This is a genomic window from Luteibacter sp. E-22, assembly GCF_049913125.1.
In the GTDB taxonomy this organism is placed as follows: domain Bacteria; phylum Pseudomonadota; class Gammaproteobacteria; order Xanthomonadales; family Rhodanobacteraceae; genus Luteibacter.
Genome location: NZ_CP183975.1, coordinates 1,187,122 through 1,208,320, shown reverse-complemented (window position 1 = coordinate 1,208,320; position 21,199 = coordinate 1,187,122). Strand labels below are relative to the sequence as shown.

19 protein-coding genes are annotated in these 21,199 nt (G+C 66.4%); 10 read left to right on the top strand and 9 right to left on the bottom strand.

The window, feature by feature from the left end; translation table 11 throughout:
* Nucleotides 1–2 precede the first annotated feature (2 nt).
* The 4 genes from ACN9M2_RS05295 to pilG form a co-directional block, all read right to left on the bottom strand.
* On the bottom strand, nt 3–2,042 hold the full coding sequence (locus tag ACN9M2_RS05295; protein WP_371022111.1) for a methyl-accepting chemotaxis protein: 2,040 nt from the start codon (nt 2,040–2,042) through the stop codon (nt 3–5).
* Between the two features lie 176 nt (nt 2,043–2,218).
* Nucleotides 2,219–2,764, bottom strand: coding sequence for a chemotaxis protein CheW (locus ACN9M2_RS05290; protein WP_426287097.1), 546 nt, complete (start codon nt 2,762–2,764; stop codon nt 2,219–2,221).
* A gap of 7 nt (nt 2,765–2,771) precedes the next feature.
* Entirely contained in the window at nt 2,772–3,146 is a 375-nt protein-coding gene (locus ACN9M2_RS05285; protein ID WP_306851614.1) for a response regulator, read from the bottom strand.
* A 36-nt stretch (nt 3,147–3,182) separates the two neighbouring features.
* Nucleotides 3,183–3,539, bottom strand: coding sequence for a twitching motility response regulator PilG (gene pilG / locus ACN9M2_RS05280; RefSeq protein WP_371022263.1), 357 nt, complete (start codon nt 3,537–3,539; stop codon nt 3,183–3,185).
* A gap of 312 nt (nt 3,540–3,851) precedes the next feature.
* Between pilG and gshB the strand changes: the two genes are divergently transcribed.
* Complete coding sequence (gene gshB, locus ACN9M2_RS05275) at nt 3,852–4,793, top strand: glutathione synthase (protein ID WP_426287096.1); 942 nt, start codon at nt 3,852–3,854, stop codon at nt 4,791–4,793.
* Nucleotides 4,790–5,650 carry a TonB family protein gene (locus tag ACN9M2_RS05270; protein WP_426287095.1) on the top strand — a complete coding sequence of 287 codons (861 nt, stop codon included), beginning with the start codon at nt 4,790–4,792 and terminating at the stop codon, nt 5,648–5,650. Before gshB ends, ACN9M2_RS05270 begins: the two co-directional genes overlap by 4 nt.
* Here ACN9M2_RS05270 and ACN9M2_RS05265 read toward each other — a convergent pair.
* Complete coding sequence (locus ACN9M2_RS05265; RefSeq protein ID WP_426287094.1) at nt 5,644–5,976, bottom strand: hypothetical protein; 333 nt, start codon at nt 5,974–5,976, stop codon at nt 5,644–5,646. The two genes, ACN9M2_RS05270 and ACN9M2_RS05265, sit on opposite strands and share 7 nt — an antisense overlap.
* A 92-nt stretch (nt 5,977–6,068) precedes the next feature.
* Between ACN9M2_RS05265 and ACN9M2_RS05260 the strand changes: the two genes are divergently transcribed.
* The 5 genes from ACN9M2_RS05260 to ACN9M2_RS05240 all read left to right on the top strand — a co-directional run bounded on the left by ACN9M2_RS05260 (nt 6,069) and on the right by ACN9M2_RS05240 (nt 10,465).
* Nucleotides 6,069–6,635 carry a YqgE/AlgH family protein gene (locus ACN9M2_RS05260; RefSeq protein WP_306851623.1) on the top strand — a complete coding sequence of 189 codons (567 nt, stop codon included), beginning with the start codon at nt 6,069–6,071 and terminating at the stop codon, nt 6,633–6,635.
* 12 nt (nt 6,636–6,647) lie between these two features.
* On the top strand, nt 6,648–7,079 hold the full coding sequence (gene ruvX, locus ACN9M2_RS05255) for a Holliday junction resolvase RuvX (protein ID WP_426287093.1): 432 nt from the start codon (nt 6,648–6,650) through the stop codon (nt 7,077–7,079).
* Entirely contained in the window at nt 7,076–8,002 is a 927-nt protein-coding gene (locus tag ACN9M2_RS05250) for an aspartate carbamoyltransferase catalytic subunit (RefSeq protein ID WP_426287092.1), read from the top strand. The genes ruvX and ACN9M2_RS05250 overlap by 4 nt, the downstream gene beginning before the upstream one ends.
* 103 nt (nt 8,003–8,105) lie before the next feature.
* Nucleotides 8,106–9,854 (top strand): hypothetical protein, encoded by a 1,749-nt coding sequence (locus tag ACN9M2_RS05245; RefSeq protein ID WP_426287091.1) that lies wholly within the window; start codon nt 8,106–8,108, stop codon nt 9,852–9,854.
* A 242-nt stretch (nt 9,855–10,096) separates the two neighbouring features.
* On the top strand, nt 10,097–10,465 hold the full coding sequence (locus ACN9M2_RS05240) for a BON domain-containing protein (protein WP_426287090.1): 369 nt from the start codon (nt 10,097–10,099) through the stop codon (nt 10,463–10,465).
* A gap of 72 nt (nt 10,466–10,537) precedes the next feature.
* Here the strand turns inward: ACN9M2_RS05240 and ACN9M2_RS05235 are convergent, their stop codons facing one another.
* Both ACN9M2_RS05235 and ACN9M2_RS05230 read right to left on the bottom strand, forming a co-directional pair.
* The gene (locus tag ACN9M2_RS05235) at nt 10,538–11,701 is read right to left on the bottom strand and encodes a PilT/PilU family type 4a pilus ATPase (RefSeq protein ID WP_371022121.1); all 1,164 of its coding nucleotides are present in this window, start codon (nt 11,699–11,701) and stop codon (nt 10,538–10,540) included.
* 143 nt (nt 11,702–11,844) lie between these two features.
* Nucleotides 11,845–12,882 (bottom strand): type IV pilus twitching motility protein PilT, encoded by a 1,038-nt coding sequence (locus ACN9M2_RS05230; RefSeq protein WP_371022122.1) that lies wholly within the window; start codon nt 12,880–12,882, stop codon nt 11,845–11,847.
* 115 nt (nt 12,883–12,997) lie between these two features.
* Between ACN9M2_RS05230 and proC the strand changes: the two genes are divergently transcribed.
* Nucleotides 12,998–13,822 carry a pyrroline-5-carboxylate reductase gene (gene proC / locus ACN9M2_RS05225; RefSeq protein WP_426287089.1) on the top strand — a complete coding sequence of 275 codons (825 nt, stop codon included), beginning with the start codon at nt 12,998–13,000 and terminating at the stop codon, nt 13,820–13,822.
* Complete coding sequence (locus tag ACN9M2_RS05220) at nt 13,819–14,394, top strand: YggT family protein (protein ID WP_426287088.1); 576 nt, start codon at nt 13,819–13,821, stop codon at nt 14,392–14,394. The genes proC and ACN9M2_RS05220 overlap by 4 nt, the downstream gene beginning before the upstream one ends.
* A gap of 23 nt (nt 14,395–14,417) precedes the next feature.
* On the opposite strand, the gene ACN9M2_RS05215 is transcribed toward ACN9M2_RS05220, so the two are convergent.
* Nucleotides 14,418–16,523 carry a RelA/SpoT family protein gene (locus ACN9M2_RS05215; protein ID WP_426287087.1) on the bottom strand — a complete coding sequence of 702 codons (2,106 nt, stop codon included), beginning with the start codon at nt 16,521–16,523 and terminating at the stop codon, nt 14,418–14,420.
* Between the two features lie 19 nt (nt 16,524–16,542).
* Nucleotides 16,543–20,451 carry an ATP-dependent RNA helicase HrpA gene (gene hrpA, locus ACN9M2_RS05210; RefSeq protein ID WP_426287086.1) on the bottom strand — a complete coding sequence of 1,303 codons (3,909 nt, stop codon included), beginning with the start codon at nt 20,449–20,451 and terminating at the stop codon, nt 16,543–16,545.
* A 119-nt stretch (nt 20,452–20,570) separates the two neighbouring features.
* Here hrpA and ACN9M2_RS05205 point away from each other — a divergent pair, with 119 nt between their 5' ends.
* Nucleotides 20,571–21,038, top strand: a complete 468-nt coding sequence (locus tag ACN9M2_RS05205; protein ID WP_426287085.1) for a Dps family protein — start codon at nt 20,571–20,573, stop codon at nt 21,036–21,038.
* The last annotated feature ends 161 nt before the right edge of the window (nt 21,039–21,199 follow it).

Genomic DNA, 21,199 nt, shown 5'->3' with positions numbered 1-21,199 from the left:
CATTAGCCCGGCAGCTTGAAGTTCGCGACGGACAGGCGCAAGTCGTTCGCGAGCTGGGCCAGGTTGCCGATGGACTCGGCGGTCTGGCTGGCACCCAGCGATGTCTGCGAGGTGATCTCCTGGATGACGTTCATCGTCGCCGAGGTGTCGGTCGCCGCCGCGGACTGCTGGCGTGCCGCCGCGGAGATGTTCTGAATGAGCGCCGACAGGTCGTTCGAGACGCGCTCGATGTCGCCCAGCGCGGTACCTGCGTCCTCGGCCAGTCGTGCGCCCGCGACCACCTCGGCGGTGGTCTGTTCCATCGAACTGACCGCTTCGTTGGTATCGGACTGAATGGTCTGGACCAGGGTTTCGATTCGCTTGGTCGCGCTCGCCGAGCGCTCGGCGAGGCGCTGCACTTCGTCCGCGACCACCGCGAAACCGCGGCCCGCCTCGCCGGCCGATGCCGCCTGGATGGCCGCGTTCAAGGCGAGGATGTTGGTCTGCTCGGCGATGTCGTTGATGAGTTCCACGATCGAGCCGATTTCCTGCGACGACTCACCCAGGCGCTTGATGCGCTTGGACGTCTCCTGGATCTGGTCACGGATGGAGTCCATGCCCTGGATCGTCTCGCGCACCACTTCCGCCCCGCGCGAAGCGATCTGCACCGAGCGCTGGGCCACGTCGGCCGATTCGGCGGAGTCCTTCGACACCGTATCCATCGAGGTGGCGATCTGGTTGATCGCGGACGTGGCCGAGGTGATCTGCTGCGCTTGCTGCTCCGCCGCGTCGGCGAGGTGCATGGCGGTGGCCTGGGTCTCCTGCGCCGCCGCGGAGACGCGTACCGCGGTCTCGTTGATCGTAGTGACGAGGTTGCGCATCTCGTCGACGGCGGAGTTCATGGCGTCCGCGATGGCGCCCGTGATGTCCTCGGTGACGGTGGCCTTGATGGTCAGGTCGCCTTCGGCGAGCGTGCCCATCTCGTCCAGCAAGCGCATGATCGCGGTCTGGTTACGCTGGTTCAGGTCGGAGGTGGTCTCGAAGCGGCGGCGCTGGTCGCGCACCAGGTTGTAGACCAGCAACAGCGCGAAGAGCACCGCGCCGATGGCGCCTAGCAGGCCCCACCACACGTTCGGGAACAGGCGGGTCAGCGGCAGCTTGGCGATCTGCTCGGCCGATTCGTTGGCGCGGAGCAGCACCGTCTGGGAGTCGAGGGAAGCCTGGTTGCCGGCGCGCTTCACGTCCTGCAGGTTCGGCGAGGCGGTCACCAGCTGGCCGACCGGATCGACCAGCTCCGTCCAGGAGGTCTGCATGCCTTCGAGGATCTTGCGCGCGTTGGCATCGCTGATGGCACGCACGCCGCCGTCCGGATTGCCGTCGATCAGGCCCTTCAACACCGCACCATAGAGCTGCGCGTCGCGGGACAGGCCATCCGCCGCCGACTGGGCACCGTCACCACCCTGCAGGATCTCCTGCACGCGGCGGATCATGCGGTCGGCCATCAGCATCCAGCGCGCGATGGTGAAGGTCTGTTCCACCGAGGCGTTCTTTTGCTGGACGATGTTCAACACCTCGTCGGTGCGCGCGTTCAGCAGCGGCATCTGCTTGGAGAACAAGTCGGCGCGTTCGCCCGAGGACAGCACGAGGTCCTTGTTGGAAAGGATCTTGCCGATGTCCGCGTCGAGCTGGTGCCAGGCGTTGGCCAGGGCGCCGATCGCGCGACCGGCGGGCGCGGCGTTGGCGCTGGCGTCCGCATAGGCCGGCATGCCGGTCTTGTCGTCGCCCTTGACCAGGCGCTGCACGGCCGAATCGATCGTGTTTCGCGTGGCCGACAACTCACGGAACGAATCGCGATTGCCGTCCGACGCCTCCAGTGCGTACTTCGCGGTCTGCTGCGAAAGCACCTGCACCTGGGTCGTCAGCGCGATGGCCTCGCGGTCCTCGCCGTTCTTGTTGTTCAGCCACCAGAAGTCGACCGACGCCAAACCGATCGCCAGGAGAAGGAACACGATGACGATCGTGTACCCACGTTCCCGGCCTGCGCCGCCTGCTGTCGTACTCATATCCACCTCACCCAAACCTGGCAAAGCTAGCCACCGGCGCCTCGACGAGGCCGCCGGCAAGACGAAGCGGTCGCGCTGACCGCCCCTCCGTTCCCATCGCGAAGCCGGCCGTGCCGTCTCCGCCTATCCTGTCAGGAGCCGGCCACCCGGCCGTCCCCCTCCCCCAATGAGGCGTCTTACAACGCCGCTTGCCTGAAATCCGGCGCACGAACCAGCCGGCTCATGCTGAACAAGCCGAAGCTCTGCTCACCCAATTGCACGTTCTCCGCGACGAAGCGCGCCAGCCGCGGATCGTGCTCTTCCTCGCCCATGCCCCGCTGTGCCTCGTCCATCGTACGCTGGCCGAATACCTCATCCACCAGCAGGCCCACCGTGCCGCCATGCTGGCGCACGAGCAGCAAGCGCGTGCGCTCCGACGACGGAGTGCGTTCGTCGAACAGGAACCGTCCGAGGTCGATCGCCGGCACCAGGTTGCCGCGCACGTTGGCCACGCCCATCAGCCACGGCTGCGTGCCCGGCACGTTGGTCAACGGCGGCACGGCCAGCAATTCGTTGATTTCCTCGATGCCGCTGACGAAGGCTCGGCGCCCCACGCGGAAGCCGATGCCTCGCCATAGGCCCAGGCCGTCCACGCGTTCGGGCGCGTCGGCCGAATGGGCCAGACATGCCCTCTCGTAGCGGGCGAGGAGTTCGAAAGGCGTAAGTGAGGCGTTCTCGCTCATGGCGCCCTCAATGCGTCTTGTTCGGCAGGAGGCTGGCGATGGTCGAGAGCAGCTCCTTTTCGTTCACCGGCTTGGTGATGAACGCCTTGGCGCCCTGGCGCAGGCCCCACACCCTGTCGGTTTCCATCGACTTGGTCGTGATCATCACCACGGGCACGTCCGCCGTCGCCGGGTCCCGGCTCAGCGTGCGGGTGGCCTGGAAGCCGTTCATGCCCGGCATGATCACGTCCATGATCACCAGGTCGGGCTTGTTCGCACGGATGCGATCGAGGCCGGCCTCGGCGTTGTCGACGCTGGAAACGGAGAAACCCGCCTTCTCGAGCAGCGTGGTGAACACGCGGACGTCGGTGGGCGAGTCGTCGATGATGAGAATGTTTGCCACACGTCCCCCTGGACGTCGTCTAGCGGTGGTGTTCGGTCAGTTCGCCTTCGCGTACCGATGGATCGCGCCGAGTAGTTCGTCGCGGGTGAACGGCTTGGTGAGGTACTGCTCCGCGCCCACGATGCGGCCACGGGCCTTGTCGAACAGGCCGTCCTTGGAGGACAGCATGATCACCGGCGTGCCGCGGAACTGGGCGTTGTTCTTGATCAGTGCGCAGGTCTGGTAGCCATCCAGGCGCGGCATCATGATGTCGACGAAGATGATGTTCGGCTTCTGGTCGGAAATCTTGGCCAGGGCCTCGAAACCGTCGACTGCGGTGAGTACGTCGCAGCCTTCCTTCTTCAGCAGGGTCTCGGCCGTGCGTCGGATGGTTTTCGAATCGTCGATGACCATGACCCGCAATCCGGTCAGGTCGTTACCACGTCCGTTTTCGTTCACTGCGCCCCCGTGCCACGCAAAAAAACCGCAAATCCCGTCGCAGGATAGCCGGTTTCGTGCCGACTATTCCGTGCGCCAGGTCGATGTCCGGAACCCATGGCTCCAGCGGTCCGCTCTTCGGCGTTCCTCCCGTCCGCTGTTTAATGGTTGGCCGGGGCGCCGTCAAGATGAATTGTTCTTAAAGGAAAAGTTCCGCCTGCCGAATTCGCCCCAATTCTGCCCGCCTTGACTAGACTTGGCACCTTTCCTGCCTACCGGGACACCTCCATGCCGCTCTCCGTCGCCGTCCTGATGGACCCCATCCGCGCCATCAAGATCGCCAAGGACACCACCTTCGCCATGCTGCTGGAGGCCTCCCGCCGCGGGCACGCCCTGCTGTACATGGAACAGGGCGACCTCGCCCTGCGCGATGGCGAGGCATGGGCACGCCTGCGCCCGCTCACCGTGAAGGAGGACCCGTCCGGCTGGTTCGCCCTCGGCGAACCGGTGTGGCGCCCGCTGGGGGAGATCGACATCGTCCTGGCGCGCAAGGACCCCCCGGTCGACTCCCAGTTCATCTACGACACCATGGTGCTGGAGCGCGCCCAGCGAGCGGGCTGCAAGGTGGTGAACGACCCGCGCTCGCTGCGCGACTGCAACGAGAAGCTGTTCGCCCTCGATTTCCCGCAATGCATCGTGCCGACCCTGGTCTCGCGCGATCGGGACGAACTGAAGCAGTTCGTCGCCAGCCATGGCGAGGCCGTGCTGAAACCGTTGGACGGCATGGGCGGGCGCGGGATATTCCGCGTCAAGGCCGGTGACAGCAACCTCAATTCCATGCTCGAGACCCTGCTGGACGGCGCCCGCCATTTCGCCATCGCGCAGAAGTACATCCCCGAGATCACCGCCGGTGACAAGCGCATCCTGCTGATCGACGGCGAGCCGGTGCCCTACGCGCTGGCCCGCATCCCCCAAGGCGACGAGTTCCGCGGCAACCTCGCCGCCGGCGGCAAGGGCGAGGGCATCGCCCTGTCCGACCGCGACCGCTGGATCGCCGCCCAGGTCGGGCCGGAACTGGTCCGCCGGGGGCTGCGCTTCGTGGGCCTGGACGTGATCGGCGACTACCTGACCGAGATCAACGTCACATCTCCGACAGGCGTGCGCGAGCTTGACGCCCGCTTCGGCATTAACATCGCGGGGCTGATGTTCGACGCGATCGAGGCCCGATGACGACCCGCACCACCGGCGCCGACCTGTTCGGCGCGACCCTGCTGTTCTCGCTGCTGCTGCACGGTGTCGTCATCCTCGGCATCACCTTCGAGGCGAAGAAGCCCAAACCGAGCGTTCCCACGCTCGACGTCACCCTCGTGGACGTCGCCAACCAGGAGGCGCCGGACAAGGCCGACTTCCTCGCCCAGGCCAACAATTCGGGCGGTGGCGACCGGGACAAGGCCGCACGTCCGTCGGAACGCGCTTCAGGCCCGCTGCCCACGCGCAACCCCGGCGACGCGGCCGAGCCCACCGAGGCCCGTGCGCCCACGCCGCGCGAGGCCACCCCGGACCAACTCCTCACCACCTCCGGCGAAACGGCTTTCGCGGTCGATACCAAGCGCGAGCAGACCGAGCAAAAGGAACGGCCCCTGCCCGTCTCGGACGACGAGGTGCAGCGCAAGCTGGAAATGGCGAAGCTGGCGGCCGAGGTCCGCGACCAGTCGCAGGCGTACGCGAAGCGCCCGAAGAAGAAATTCATCTCCTCGAACACGCGCGAGTATGTCTACGCCGCCTACATGAAGGGCTGGGTCGGCCGCGTGGAACGCGTGGGCAACCTCAACTATCCCGACGAGGCGCGCCGCCAGGGGCTGCATGGCGAACTGGTGCTTACCGTGGGCCTGAACCGCGACGGATCGATCAAGAGCATGGACGTGATCAAGAGTTCCGGACAGAAGCTGCTCGACGATGCCGCCCAGCGTATCGTCCGCCTCGCCGCGCCCTTCCCCGCCCTGCCTTCGGACAAGACCCGGGTGGACGAGTTGTACATCACGCGCACCTGGCAGTTCCTGCCGGGGAACGTGCTGCGCAACTACTGACCCATCGCCGGCAACAACTGGTCCGCCTCGCTCACATACGCTTTCCCCGCCTTCCGGTCCCACACGCACAACTCCCGCCCCGGGCGGTTGTTCATGTGCTTCTGCGGGTAACGCCCGGCCAGCACCAGCGCCGTGACCGGCACCCGGTCGTCGTACCGGATCGGACCGCCCACCGGCTTCGCGTCCTTCAAGCCACTGGCCGCGATGCAGGCGCTGGTCAGCCGTTGGTCGTAGCCCTTCCAGGCGCCCGGCGCGGAGGCCGCCGCGGCCCCGGCGAAGCCGGCAGAAATCAGCACGAAACCCTTGATAAACATTACTTTTCTCACGATGCCATCTCCTTGTGATCGTGCGCACACGGTAAGCGCGACGCACTGAACATTCGCACACGGCTCATGTTCGTAGCGGCTACAATGCGGCCATGACGATCGCCAACACCTTCGCGGGGCAATTCCTCATCGCCATGCCCACGCTGGCCGAGCCGCCCTTCGCGCGCGGCGTCGCCTTCCTCTGCCAGCACGGCGAAGACGGCGCGGTCGGCCTGCTTATCAACCAGATATCCGAGTACCGCCTGGGCGACGTCCTCGCCCAGATGAAACTCCAGTGCGACGATCCGGAAATCGCCGACTACCCTGTCCTCATCGGCGGCCCCGTCCAGCAGGAGCGCGGCTTCGTCCTCCACCGCGAACCCGGCAACTGGGACTCCAGCTATCGCGTGAACGACGACTGGTCGGTCACCACCTCGCGCGACATCCTGGTGGCCATGGCCGCGGGCGAAGGCCCGCGCCGCGCCGTCGTCACGCTCGGCTACGCTGGCTGGGACGCCGGCCAGCTGGAGCAGGAAGTGATGGACAACGCGTGGCTCACCACGCGCGCGGACGAACACATCATCTTCGACACTCCCATCGACGAACGCTGGGTCGCCGCCGCACGCAAGCTCGGCGTGCAAGATCCCTCCCAGTTGGCCGGCTACGCCGGTCACGCCTGAGCCAAGGGCACGATGAGCTGCCTGTTCGGCTTCGATGTCGGGACGAAGATCGTGGGTGTCGCCGTAGGCAATCGCCTCACCGGCACCGCCCGTGCGTTGGCGGCCGTGCCCGTGCGTGATGGCGAGCCCGACTGGCATGCGCTGGACACCTTGCGTCGCGAGTGGTTGCCGGCGGAGCTGATCGTCGGGCTGCCGCTCGACAACGACGGCAAGGAGCAACCGATGACCCGCACGGCACGGCGCTTCGCCGAACGCATCGGTCAACGGTACGATCTCCCGGTGGCGTTCGCCGACGAACGCATGAGTTCGCAGGAGGCCGCCCGGCGCTTCGCCGCCGGCCGCGCCGCGGGCACCCGCAAACGTTCGGATGCGAAGTCGATCGATGCCGAGGCGGCGGCGGTCATCCTCGAGTCCTACCTTATAACCACCTTGGGGATGTCATGACACAACGCCTGCGCCACCTGACCACCCTCGAGAACCTGCCGCGCGAAAACATCGAGCGCATCCTCGACCGCGCCAACAGCATGCGCGAAGCGACCGCGCACGGAACGCGAAAGCTCGACCTGCTCACCGGCCGCACGGTGCTCAACCTCTTCTTCGAGCCTTCCACGCGTACGCGCACGTCGTTCGAACTCGCCGCACGCCGCCTCGGTGCCGACGTGATCAACTTCGACATCGGCTTCTCCTCGACCGCCAAGGGCGAGGAACTGTTCGACACGCTGCATACGCTCGAAGCCATGCACCTGGACACGATCATCGTCCGGCACAAGGAATCGGGCACGCCGGAGGCGCTGGTCCGCCATGCGATGAGTGGCGTCGCCGTGGTCAATGCCGGCGACGGCAACCGCGCCCACCCCACCCAGGGCCTGCTCGACGCGCTGACCATCCGCAACCATCACCCGGACTTCCGCAAGCTGCGCATCGCCATCTGCGGCGACGTGCGCCATTCGCGCGTGGCGCGATCGGACGTACACGCCTTTACGGCCCTGGGCGCGAAGGAGATACGCCTCGTCGGGCCGTCCTCGCTGCTGCCCACCGAAGGCGAACTGGACAACGTCACCTACCACGAGGACTTCGACGAGGCCATCGAAGGGGCGAACGTCATCATCATGCTGCGCCTGCAGAAGGAGCGCATGGCCGCGACCGACCTTCCCGACGAAGCCGCCTATTTCGAGCGCTTCGGCCTCGATACCCGGCGTCTCGCCCTGGCCGCCAAGGGCTGCCTGGTCATGCACCCGGGCCCGATCAACCGTGGGATCGAAATCGCCCCGGAGGTCGCCGACGGGGCGCAGTCGCGCATCCTCGAGCAGGTCGGCAACGGCGTATTCGTGCGGATGGCGGTGCTGGCCGAGGTCATGGGCCGATAGGCTCGTAGGAATTTGCGCCCGCGGCCGCCGCGGGGCGCGTGGCGGCGCCGCTGTTCCGGCATAATGGCCGCACCAAGGGACCAACCAAACAACGGGATACAGAATGCGACCGACGAAGCGACTCATCGCGCTCGGCGTCGCCAGCGTGCTGCTGGCGGCCTGCGGCCACAAGGACAAGGACGCCCCGCTGGCCTTCGTGCCGGCCGATACGCCCTACGTGCTGTCGAACCTCGACAAGCTCGACGACGACGCCTACGAGGCCATGATCTCGCAGGCCAACAGCGAACTGCCGACCCAGGTCGCGCAGATGAAATCCGTCGCACAAGACCTCGAAACCAAGGGCAACGCCGAAGGTGCCCGCCTGCTCAAGGCCTTCGCCGCCGAGTTCGACGGCAAGACCGCCGAGGCGGCGCTGAAGAACATGGGCCTGGACGTGAAGACCGGCTCGGCCATCTATGGCCTCGGCCTCAGCCCCGTGGCTCGCGTGGCGCTGGCCGATCCGTCGGCCTGGGAGGCCTTCGTGGGCCGCCTCGAAACCGCCTACGGCAAGAAACTGGAAACCGCCGACGCGGGCGGCCAGGCCTATCGCCATGTGACCCTGTCCGATTCCGGCGTGCAGCTGGTGATCGCGACCGTCGGCAAGCAGGCCGTCGTCTCCCTGCTCCCCGCCGATGCCGCGCAGCCGCTGGTCCGCCAGGCGCTGGGCGTCGATCGCCCGGAAAAGAGCCTGCAGGACGATGGCCGCCTCGCCGACCTCGCCAAGGACAAGGGATACAAGGACTATGCGGTCGGCCAGGTCGACCTCGTCCGCCTGTTGCCGTTGGTGGCCGCGGGCAAAGATCCCCTGTTCTCCTCGTTCCTGAAGCACCAGTCCGCCAAGACCGGTGAACCGATGCCCGAACTGCCGCCGAGCTGCCAGGCCGAAGCCTCACGCATCGCGGCGCGCGTGCCGTCGCTCAGTTTCGGCTACACGCGACTGGACCTGCACCATCAGGAGCAGCGCGTGGACGTGGCGCTGGCCGACGATATCGCCAAGGCCTTCTCGGGCCTGAAGGTGGAATTGCCGGGCCTGGGCAAGGATGCCAGCGCACCGTTCGACGTCAGCCTCGCGCTGCCGGTCGAGCAGATCCGCACGTTCTTCACCGCGCAGTCCGAGGCCGTGGCGGCCAAGCCGTTCGAATGCCCCGCCTTCGTCAACATGAACGACAGTTTCGCCAAGCTGGGCTCGACCATGCAGCAGGCGGCGATCCCCCCGTTCGGCGACATCCGTGGCGTGCGCATCGTGCTAGATTCGTTCAAGCCGGCCGCGGCGGGTCAGCAGATGCCGACCTTCACCGGTCGCGTCCTGCTTGCCACGCGCAATCCCGCCGGCCTGCTGGCGATGGGGCAGGCGATGCTCGGTGGCGACTTCAAGCTCGCCGGTGACGGCAAGCCCGCACCGCTGCCGCCGAACATCAGCACCATGCTCGGCATGCCGGGCTGGGCGGCGATGAACGGACAGGCGATCGTGGTGGGCCTGGGCGAAGGCGAAGACGCCAAGCTCGACGACATGCTGATGGGCCCGATCGGCGACGCCGGCCGGCTCAACCGCCTGCACCTCAACGGCGACATGTATCGCGCATGGGTCGATGTGATGGCCGAGAAGGCTACCGCCTACGCCAATGCGATGAACGATGCCTCGGACGCCGATGGCGCGCCGGAGGATCAGGCCACGCAGACCTCGACCGCCCAGCGCTCCAAGGCCCAGTTCGACGCGATGAAAGCGCAGGCAGCGCGCATCGTGCAGGTCGGCGGCGAAGCGCACATGGATGAGAAGGGCCTGGTGATCTCGGGCGCCGTCGAATACAAGTAAGCGATCGTCGTCGAGCAAGAAACGAGCGCCCCCTGGTGGGGCGCTTTTTTTTTGTTCGATCGCGAAGCCGAGCCTGGGTCCCCGGATAGCTCCGGAACACCGATGAACTTTTAACCTGAACGGCGCGATTTCCCCGGCACGAATCGTTCACGGATGCGCTGTTTCCATAGGCCCCGCGAACCGGCAGCCACAGTGCGTGGCGCCTTCGCCAGTCCATTCAGTGCGAGATGAAGGAGTCACCCATGAACCATGCCACCCTCCGTAAGGCCCTGTTCGCCGCCGCCCTCGTTGCCGGTCTCGGCACGGTCCCGTTCGCGCAGGTGTATGCCCAGGACTCCGCCGCGGCTTCCTCGAAGGGCGACAACCAGACCGTCGCCGGCAAGGCCGACGACACCTGGATCACCACGAAGGTCAAGTCCGAATTTGCCGCCAACAAGAGCGTGAAGGCCACCGATATCTCGGTGAGCACCAGCGACGGCGTCGTCACCCTGACCGGCACGGTCGCCACGGCGAAGGAAAAGAGCCACGCCGAGAAGATCGCCAAGGGCATCAAGGGCGTGAAGAGCGTCGACGCCAGCGGCCTGACCGTTTCGTCGTCCGCAGCCAAGTAACCACGCACGAAGCCACGTGGAAACGAAGAGGGAGCCGCAAGGCTCCCTCTCCTTTTGCCGATACCGCCCTGTTCAGCGGTGCAGCATGCCGCCAAAGGTATTGCGATCGTTGCTCTTGTCGATCTCGACGCCTTCCAGGCCCTGCGACAGGGTATGCGCATCGCCGCCCTGGGCGAGCTTGATGCGCAGGCGCACTTCGTTGGAACTGTCGGCGTGGCGCAACGCGTCCTCGTACGAGATCTCGCCGGCGTGATAGAGCTCGACCAGGCTCTGGTCGAAGGTGCGCATGCCCAACTGGTTGGAATCGCGCATGAGTTCCTTGAGCTTGTGCACCTCGCCCTGGCGGATGTAATCCTGCGCCAGTGGCGTACCGAGCAGCACTTCCACCGCGACGCGGCGGGCCTTGCCGTCGGGCGTGGGGATGAGCTGCTGGGCGACGATGCCCTTCAGGTTCAGCGAGAGGTCCATGAAGAGCTGCTGGCGACGGTCCTCGGGGAAGAAGTGCAGGATGCGGTCGAGTGCCTGGTTGGCGTTGTTCGCATGCAGCGTGCAGAGGCACAGGTGGCCCGTTTCCGAGAAGTTGATCGCGTGTTCCATCGTCTCGCGCGTACGCACCTCGCCGATCATGATCACGTCCGGCGCCTGGCGCAGCGTGTTCTTCAGGGCGTTTTCCCAGCTATCGGTATCGATGCCGAGTTCGCGCTGCGTGATGATGCAACCCTCGTGCTTGTGCACGTACTCGATCGGGTCCTCGATGGTGATGATGTGGCCGGTCGAATTCTGGTTGCGGTAGCCGATCATCGATGCGAGCGAGGTCGACTTACCCGTACCCGTGCCGCCGACGAAGATGATGATGCCGCGCTTGGTCATCGCCAGCTGCTTGATGACCGGCGGCAGGTTGAGTTCCTCGGGCGTCGGGATCTTCGATTCGATCCGGCGCAAGACCATGCCCACGCAGTTGCGCTGGTAGAAGCAGGAGACGCGAAAACGGCCGATGCCCGACGCGCTGATCGCGAACTGGCACTCGTGCGTCTTCTCGAACTCCTCGCGCTGGGCGGGGGTCATCACGTTGAGCACCATGTCGCGCGACTGCTGCGCGGAGAGTGGGCTCTGGGTGATCGGGACGATGCGTCCCTGCACCTTCATGGAAGGCGCGACGCCGGCGGTGATGAACAGGTCGGAGGCCTGCTTGTGCACCATCAGCTTGAGGAAGGAGGTGAAATCGAAGTCGCTCATGGCCTGGTATTCCCATTGCCGGACCGGGCCGGCGCCCCTGTCAGCCGATCATATACCCGTACCGGGGCGGGTACAGGGACTTCCTTCACGATCCCCGGCTCTCGCGGGAGCCGGCCTTCACGGGGCCGGCGCCGGGCATCCGGCTAGCGGAAGCCTTCCTTGTTCTTCGCGTAGGTCGAGGCTTCCTGGCGCGTGATGAGCCCGCGCTTGACCAGGTCCGCCAGGTTCTGGTCCAGGGTCTGCATGCCGTACTGCTGGCCCGTCTGGATGGATGAGTACATCTGGGCCACCTTGTCCTCGCGGATGAGGTTACGGATGGCCGGGATGCCCACCATGATCTCGTGGGCGGCGATGCGGCCGCCGCCGACCTTCTTCAGCAGGGACTGCGAGATGACCGCGCGCAGCGACTCGGACAACATCGAGCGGACCATGGGTTTCTCACCCGCGGGGAACACGTCGATGATGCGGTCGATGGTCTTGGCCGCCGAGGACGTGTGCAGCGTGCCGAAGACCAGGTGACCGGTTTCCGCGGCGGTGAGCGCCAGGCGGATGGTTTCCAGGTCACGCAACTCGCCCACCAGGATGTAGTCGGGGTCCTCGCGCAGCGCCGAACGCAAGGCCTCGTTGAATCCGTGCGTATCGCGGTGCACTTCGCGCTGGTTGATCAGGCATTTCTGCGAGGTGTGCACGAATTCGATCGGGTCCTCGACGGTGAGGATATGGCCGTATTCGTTCTTGTTGACGTGGTCGACCATGGCCGCCAGCGTCGTCGACTTGCCCGAGCCCGTGGGGCCGGTGACCAGGATCAGGCCCTGGGGCTGCTCGATCAGCTCACGGAAGATCTTCGGCGCGCCGAGGTCTTCCAGGGTGAGCACCTCGGAAGGAATGGTACGGAACACGCCGCCCGCGCCGCGGTTGTGATTGAAGGCGTTGACGCGGAAACGGGCCAGGCCGGGAATCTCGAACGAGAAGTCGACTTCGAGGAATTCCTCATAGTCGCGGCGCTGCTTGTCCGACATGATGTCGTAGATCAGTGAATGTACCTGCTTGTGCTCCAGCGCCGGGATGTTGATTCGCCGGACGTCGCCGTCGACACGGATCATCGGCGGAAGACCCGCGGAAAGGTGCAGGTCGGAGGCCTTGTTCTTCACGGAGAAGGCAAGGAGTTCGGCGATATCCATTGAGGTCCCCTATCTTGGTGGGCATAGGTAACCATGCCCGGGGGTCGGCGGCAAGGCGCGGCACCGTATATGCTTCGGTGTATGTGAACCTCGTCGCCAACGGAGCGAATACCCCATGAATCGGATCGCCTTCATCGGCGGCGGCAACATGGCCACCGCGTTGATCGCCGGAATGATCCGCCACGGCGCCCAGCCCGGTGGAATCGCCGTGGCCGAGCCCCGTGCCGAAGCCCTGCACGAGCTGTCCCGTGAATACGGAGTGGCCACCTACACCGACAACCGCGATGCCGCCGAAGGCGCCTCGATCCTGGTGCTGGCGGTAAAACCGCAGATGATGGCCGAGGTGTGCCGCAACCTGCGCGCCGTGGTGCAGAAGTATCGCCCGGTGGTGATCTCCATCGCCGCCGGTATCCGCATCCAGCAGATCGAACGCTGGCTCGACGCCGCCCTGCCCGTCGTCCGCTGCATGCCCAACACCCCGGCCATGATCGGCGCCGGAGCCACGGCGTTGTTCGCCAATGCCCGGGTGAGCGCCCCCCAAAGGGCCGAGGCACAACACGTGCTCGATGCCGCCGGGCTGACCGTGTGGGTGTCCGACGAAGACCAGCTGGATATCGTCACCGCCCTTTCGGGCTCCGGTCCGGCATATTTCTTCCTGCTGGTGGAAGCTCTGGAAAACGCCGCGTTTTCCCAGGGGCTTTCCCGCGAAACGGCGCGGTCGCTGGCGGCACAGACCGCGCTGGGCGCCGGCCGCATGCTGATCGAAAGCGGCGAAAGCGCCGCGACCCTGCGCCAGCGCGTCACCTCGCCCAACGGCACCACACAGGCGGCGCTGGAGAGTTTCCAGGCCGACCATTTCCCCGCCATCGTGGCGCGCGCGGTCGACGCGGCGCGCCGCCGTGGCATCGAACTTTCAGAAGACATGGAATCGAAGACGTGAACTACCTGACCAACGCAGGCGCCCTGATCCTCCAGTTCGCCTTCGGCGCCCTCGTCACGCTGTTCGTCCTGCGACTGCTGGCCGAGGCGCACCGGGCGGACTTCCACAATCCCATCTGCCAGTTCCTCTATCGCTTCACCAACCCCGCGGTGCGCCCGCTGCGCAAGGTGCTACCGCCCGTGCGCCGGATCAACACCGCCGCGCTGGCCATCGTGCTGGTGCTGGAATGCCTTAAGGTGGTGCTGATTGTCGCGCTGGCGGGAATCGCGCCGGCACCCTTGGGTATTCTCGTGGCCGGCGTGGCCGAAACCCTCGACTTCTTCCTGCTGACCTGGATCGTCCTGGTGTTCGTGTGGTCGCTGATGAGCATGCTCTCGACCGACCGCTACCACCCGGTGGCACGACTGGTGTCTAGCCTGGCGGAGCCGCTGGTGCGCCCCTTGCGTGGCAAGCTGACCATCGGCGGGCTGGATTTTTCGCCCACGGCGGTGCTGCTGGGGTTGTTCCTGGCGCGCATCCTCATCGCCCAGCCGCTTTCGGATTGGGGTACGCGGTTGCTGCTGGGAGGCTGAGGGGCGCCCTATCGCGCGAAACCTTACCTGCCCCCCAACCGCCGGGCATCCGTCACGTTCGCCAACGCCCCCAGCCGGCCCAGCAAGGTCGATAGCTGCTCGTAATCCTTCACGCGAAGGGTGAAGCGCATCTCCACCTCGCCCGTGCGTACGTGCACGCGGCTGGAGGACGCCACGATGTGCGGGCCCACGTTGTTGATCGTCGTGGCGACATCCTTTTGCAGGCCCTTGCGATCGTAGCCACGCAGTTCCACGTCGACTTCGTAGTTCTGCACGTCGACCCTGCCCCAGCTCACGTCGATCACACGCTCCGGGTTACGCCGCGCCAACCGGGCCAGCGATGCGCAATCGGAGCGATGCACCGACACGCCACGGCCGCGCGTGATGAACCCGCGGACGGGATCGCCCGGAAGCGGCTGGCAGCAACGCGCCAACGTAGTCAGCAGGTTGCCCACGCCCTCGATCGACAAGGCACCACGATCGTGCTGTGCGCCACGGGAAGCGACCGGGTTGCCCGACTGCGTGATCTCCGTCTCGACGGGCTCCTGCAACGAACGCGCGACCTGGCCGAGGGTGACCTCGCCCAGGGCCACCGTGACGTAGAGTTCTTCCACGTTCTTCAGGCGGAAATGCGCCGCCAGCTTCGACAGGTCGACGTCGTCCAGGGCGAGCCTGCGCAGTTCCTTCTCCAGGTTGGCCTTGCCAGCCAGGATGTTCGCCTCATGCGCCTCGCGGCGGAACCACGCACGCACCTTCTCCTTCGCACGCGAGGTGTTGAGGTAACCGTGGTGCACGGAGAGCCAGTCGCGACTCGGCTCGGACACCTTCGTCGTGAGGATTTCCACCCGGTCGCCGCTGCGCGGCTGGGTGGTCAGGGGCACGATACGGCCATTGATCTTCGCGCCGCGGCAACGGTGACCCACGTCGGTATGGATGTGGTACGCGAAATCGAGCACGGTCGCGCCACGCGGCATGTCGATGACCTCGCCCTTGGGCGACAGCACATAGACACGGTCTTCCATCAGTTCGGTTTCGAACCCCGCGGCAAGCTCGGCCTCGTCCTCCCCGCGTGGTTCCAGCAGCTTGCGCATCCAGGCGATCTTCGCCTCGAACTCGGAATCGGCGCTGCCGCCTTCCTTGTAGCGCCAGTGGGCGGCCACGCCGAGTTCGTTGGCGCGGTGCATCTCGTGCGTACGGATCTGTACCTCGAGCGTCTTGCCCTCGGGGCCGAGCACGGCGGTATGCAGGGAGCGATAGCCGTTGCCCTTCGGGCGCGCGACGTAGTCGTCGAACTCGCCGGGCAAGTGCGGCCACAGGCTGTGCACGAGCCCGAGCGCGGCATAGCAATCGGCCACGCTGTCGACCAGGATGCGCACCGCGCGGATATCGTAGAGGTCGGAGAACTCCAGCCCCTTCTTCTTCATCTTCTTCCAGATCGAGAAGATGTGCTTCGGGCGCCCGGCCAGGTCGGCCTTGATGCCGGCACCCTCCAACACCGCGTGCAATTGCGCCAGGCTCTCCGCGATGAAGTGCTCGCGGTCGGCGCGGCGCTCGTCGAGCAGGCGCGCGATGCGCCGGTAGGTATCCGGTTCGAGATAACGAAAGGCGAGGTCTTCCAACTCCCACTTCAGCTGCCAGATGCCCAGGCGGTTGGCCAGCGGGGCATGGATGTCCGAGGTGAGCTGGGCCAGTTCGCGCCGCTCGTGGTCGGGCAAGGCCATGGCGGTGCGCATCGCCGCCAGTTGGCGTGCCAGCAGGACGAAGACCACGCGCAGATCGCGGATGATCGCGAGAAGCAGCCGGCGCAACCCTTCGGCACCACTCGCCGGGCCGCGTTGCGCATGCAGCGCCCAGACCTTCTCCGCTTCGCCCTGTCCATCGACAAGGCGGCGCAGCGCCGGCGCCCAATGCTTCGCCGCTTCCCCGGCGGCGACCGGGCTGGACTTGAGCAACGAGAACCACAATGCCGAAGCGCAGGTCTCGTCGTCGCATCCCAGCTGGCGGAGCAGCTCGATCACCGTTTCGCCCTCGGCTCGGGCCGACGCGGGCAGCGCGGCGCAAGCCTCGCGCGCGCGCTCGGTCAGCGGCATCGCGTTGACTTTCGCCTCGGGGGAACGGGTGTCGCTCATCGACTGTCCTCAGGGTTCCTCATCGTATGGCGGCCTGTGCGGTTTCCAGCGCGCGTGCCAGTCGCTTGGCCGACACCGGCTCCGCCGTCTTCAATTCCTGGGCGAACAGCGAAACCCGCCATTCCTCCAGCAACCAGCGTAGTTCGTCCCAGGTTTCGTCGTTCAATGCGGTCCCGCCCGCGTTGAGCAGCGCACGCCAGTACGGCAGCACCTGCAGCATACGCGACTGGTCGCGCGCCGGGTCCTGGCGAAGACGCTCGCCGCGCAATCGCATGGCCTTGAGGTAGCGCGGGTAATGAGCCAGCCGTCCCAGCGGCAATTCGCGGAGGAATCCCGGCTGCAACAAGGCGGCCAGTTGCTCGCGCAGGTCGTCGTAGCTGGCCTTCGCGAACCCCATCAACGGGGGGTCCATCCATGGCTTGAGTTCGGCCTGCGCCTCGATGATCGGCTCGGCCAGCTTCTGTCGCGCCATGGCCGCACCGAACAGCTCACGCCCAAGCTCCACGCGCAAGGCTTCGAATTCCCCTTGCGTCCGCGCATCCAGCCGGCGGTCCGCGACGAGATCCTCGAATCCCCCTTCGACCAGGTCCTCGCGCAAGCCGTCGATACTGCCCAGCGGGGCGTACTTCAACGACAAGGCGTTGGCGATGGGCAACTGCCGCCGCGCACGCTTGAACTCGGGCGCGAGGGCCTGCCGAAGCAGTCGCTCCACGCCGGCCAGATGCGCCTCGGCAGCCTCGTCCGCGCGTTCGAACACGCGCAAGGCCACGGCCTCGCCCAGGTCGACGAGCGCGGGGTAAGCCTTCAGGCCCGCTTCCGACCGGACCTCCCTCGGGATCGCCTCGAAATCCCAGGCGACGATATCCTCGCGGGTCAGTTCGACATCGGTCTTGCGCGAGAAAGCCTCGCGCGCCTTGCCTTCCCAGCGGGCCCGAATCTCGCCCAGGTCGCGTCCCTCGGCGACCGCACGACCATCCTCGTCGTGCACCCGGTACCGCATGAGCAGGTGCGGCGGCAGTTCCGCATCGGCGAACGCGGCGGCATCCACCTCCACGCCCGTGGTGCGCTTGAGGAAGGCCGCCAGGGCCTTGGCCAGTGGCTCGTCGCGGGGACTCTCCGCCTCGGCGAAGGCACGCGCGAAATCGGGGGCGGGGACGAAGTTGCGGCGCAGCGCCTTGGGCAAGGAACGAATGAGCTCCGCCACCTTGTCCGCCAGCAACCCACCCACCAGCCATTCGCCCCGCGCCGCCGGCAATGCGTTGAGGAAAGCCAGGGGCACCTGGATCGTGACGCCATCGGCGGGATCGCCCGGCACGAATCGGTATTCGAGACGGTAGCGATGCTGGCCGATGTCGAGCGACGCCGGAAAAGCCTTCGGGTCCAGGCCGGCGCCATTGTCCATCACGTCGGAAAGAGTCCAGCGCAACGCCGCCTGCTCGCCGGGCGAGGCCTTGCGATACCAGGCGTCCAGCGCACGCGCATCGGCGATCTCCTCCGGCAATTTGCCGTCGAAGAAGGCGGCCAATGCCTCGTCCGCGCGCAACAGGCCGGCCCGGCGTTGCTTCGCCTCGATGTCGTGGGCTTGTTCGAGCACCCGCGCGTTGGCGCGGACGAAGTCGGCACGGCTGTCGATGTCCGCGCGCACGAGCGCCTCGCGCACGAAGATCTCGTGGGCCAGCCGGGGGTCCTGCTTGTGGAAGGTGACGGGCCGGCGCTCGACCAGTACGAGGCCGAACAGGGTGACCTGCTCATAGGCGACCACCGTGCCGCGCTTGCGCGACCAGTGGGCGTCGCGCGCCGTGGCCCTTACCAGATGGGCTGCCTGCGTCTCGACCCATAAAGGATCGATACGCGCGCACATCATGGCCCAGATGCGGCCACCGATATCGATGATCTGCGCGGCGAATACCCAGGCCGGGGGAGCCTTGGCCAGGGCCGACCCCGGAAAGACCTGGAAACGCCGCTCACGCGTGCCGCGGAACACGCCCTTCTCGTCCTTGTGCCCGACCTGGGTGGGCATCCCGGCGAGCAGGCTGCGGTGGACGGCTTCGAACAAGGCGTCGCCCTGTGGGGACGCGGGCGCGCTTTCGCGTGCGGTGGCGGTCGACCAGCCGAGGTCGCGGATGACGAGCACCAGCTGCCGGTGCAGCTCCCGCCATTCGCGCATGCGCATGAAGCTCAGGAAGTGTCGCGAACACCAGTCGCGCAGCTTGGACGAGGTGAGTTCCTCGGCGCTGTCGAGGTAGCCCTTCCACAGGTTCAGCACGCCGACGAAGTCGGACTTCGGATCGGCGAACCGCGCATGCGCCGCGTCGGCCTGGCCGCGTGCCTCCGGAGGACGCTCGCGCGGGTCCTGGATGCTCAGGAACGCCACGATGGTCGTGATCTCGGAGAGGCTGCCCAGGCGTCGTGCCTCGACCAGCATCCGTGCCAGCTGGACGTCGATCGGCAAGCGCGCCACGGTGCGTCCCACCTCGGTCAGGCGGCGGCCGTCGTCGATGGCCCCGATCTCCGCCAGACGACGGTAGCCGTCGGCCACGATGCGGGGATCGGGTGCGTCGAGGAACGGGAAATCCTCCACCTCGCCCAGGTCGAGCGCGAGCATGCGCAGGATGACGTTGGCGAGCGAGGAACGCAGCAGCTCGGGATCGGTGTATTCGGGCCGCAGGATGAACTCCGCCTCGTCGTACAGGCGGTAGCAGATGCCGGGGCCGACACGTCCGCAGCGGCCTTTGCGCTGGTTGGCCGCGGCTTGCGAGATCGGTTCGACGTGCAGGCGCTCGAGTTGCCCGCGCTGGCTGTAGCGCTTCACGCGCGCCGTGCCCGAATCGACGACATAGCGGATGCGCGGCACCGTGAGCGAGGTTTCCGCCACGTTGGTGGCCAGCACGATGCGCCGCTTCGTTCCCGGCCGGAACACCCGGTCTTGCTCGTTCGCCGACAACCTCGCATACAGCGCCAGTACTTCGGTCTCGCGATACGGCTTGCGCGACAGCAACAAGTGCGTGTCGCGGATCTCGCGTTCACCGGGAAGGAACACGAGCACGTCGCCGCGCGGGTCCTCCCGGGTGATCTCGTCCATCGCATCGGCGATCTGCTGCGAGATGTTGCCCTCGCCGCGCTCACCCGGTGGACGGTAGCGAACCTCGACCGGATACGTGCGTCCCTCGACCGTCACGATCGGCGCGCCGCCAAAATGCTCCGCGAAGCGTTCCGTATCGATCGTCGCCGAAGTGACGATGATCTTCAGCTCGGGCCGGCGCGCGGCGAGGCGCTTGAGGTAGCCGAGCAGGAAATCGATGTTGAGGCTGCGCTCGTGTGCCTCGTCGATGATGATGGTGTCGTAGGCGGACAGCCAGGGATCGGACTGCGTCTCGGCGAGCAGGATGCCGTCGGTCATGAACTTGACCAGGGCCTGGTCGGAGACCTTTTCGGTGAACCGGACCTGGAAGCCCACCTTGTCGCCGATCGGCGTACCCAGTTCCTCGGCCACGCGCACCGCCACCGAACGGGCGGCGAGGCGGCGCGGCTGCGTGCAGCCGATCAGCCCTGCCTCGCCGCGACCGGCGGCGAGGCACAGCTTCGGCAGTTGGGTGGTCTTGCCCGAACCGGTCTCGCCCGCGATCACCACCACCTGGTGCTCGCGGATCAACTTGACGATGTCGTCGGCGCGTGCGGCGATCGGCAACGAGGCATCCACCGTGATCGGCGGCTTGGAAGCCGCCCGGGCGACCCGGCGGGCTGTCGAATTCGCGATGTCGGCCGCCAACGCCTCGACCCTGGTCGGATCGGGCTTGCGCGACAGTGCGCGCCAGCGGCCCAGCAGGCGGCCGAAGTCGCGGCTGGTCACCTGCGCCAGCGCGTCGCGCAGCTCTCGCAGGCGCGGGTCGGGGGAGGAAGGTCGTGCGGGACGTGTGGAGGTGCTCATGGGAACGCCAATGATAGCGTGGGCCTATCGACGGCATCGGAAGCTTTCATTTCACGTGCACTGTGCAGGCCGTTAAAATTTCGATCGAACGATTGAAGAAACCCAAGGAGAGTCGCGACATGGCCATCGATATCGGAATCGCCAGGAAAGACCGCGAAGCGGTCGCCAAGCACCTTTCAAAGCTCCTGGCAGACACTTACTCGCTCTACCTGAAGACCCACAACTTCCACTGGAACGTCACGGGACCCCAGTTCAACAGCCTGCACGCCATGTTCGAGGTCCAGTACAACGCCCTGTGGCTGGCCGCCGACGAGGTCGCGGAGCGCATCCGCATCCTCGACATTTTCGCCCCGGGCTCCTACAGCCAGTTTTCCAAGCTCACCTCGATCAAGGAAGAGGCCGGCGTGCCGGAGTGGAAGGACATGGTCGCCCAGCTGGTGGATGGCCACGAAATCGCCGCCGCCACCTCCCGCGACACCATCAAGGCGGCCGAGGCCGTAGGTGACGAAGGCACGGCCGACATGGTCACCGGCCGCCTGAAAGACCACGAGAAGACCGCCTGGATGCTGCGCTCGCTGCTGAAGTAAGCATCGGCATCCACCTTCGGGTGGATGCTTTCGGGTGGGAGCCACGCTCGCTGGTGGGAAGCGCGCTCGCGCGCGAATGGGTTTACCGCAAGGTCCGTTCGCGGCCCGGGCCGCTTCCCACACGGGGGTATTTTCGTCATTTCGGGCCATCCGGGCCCGTT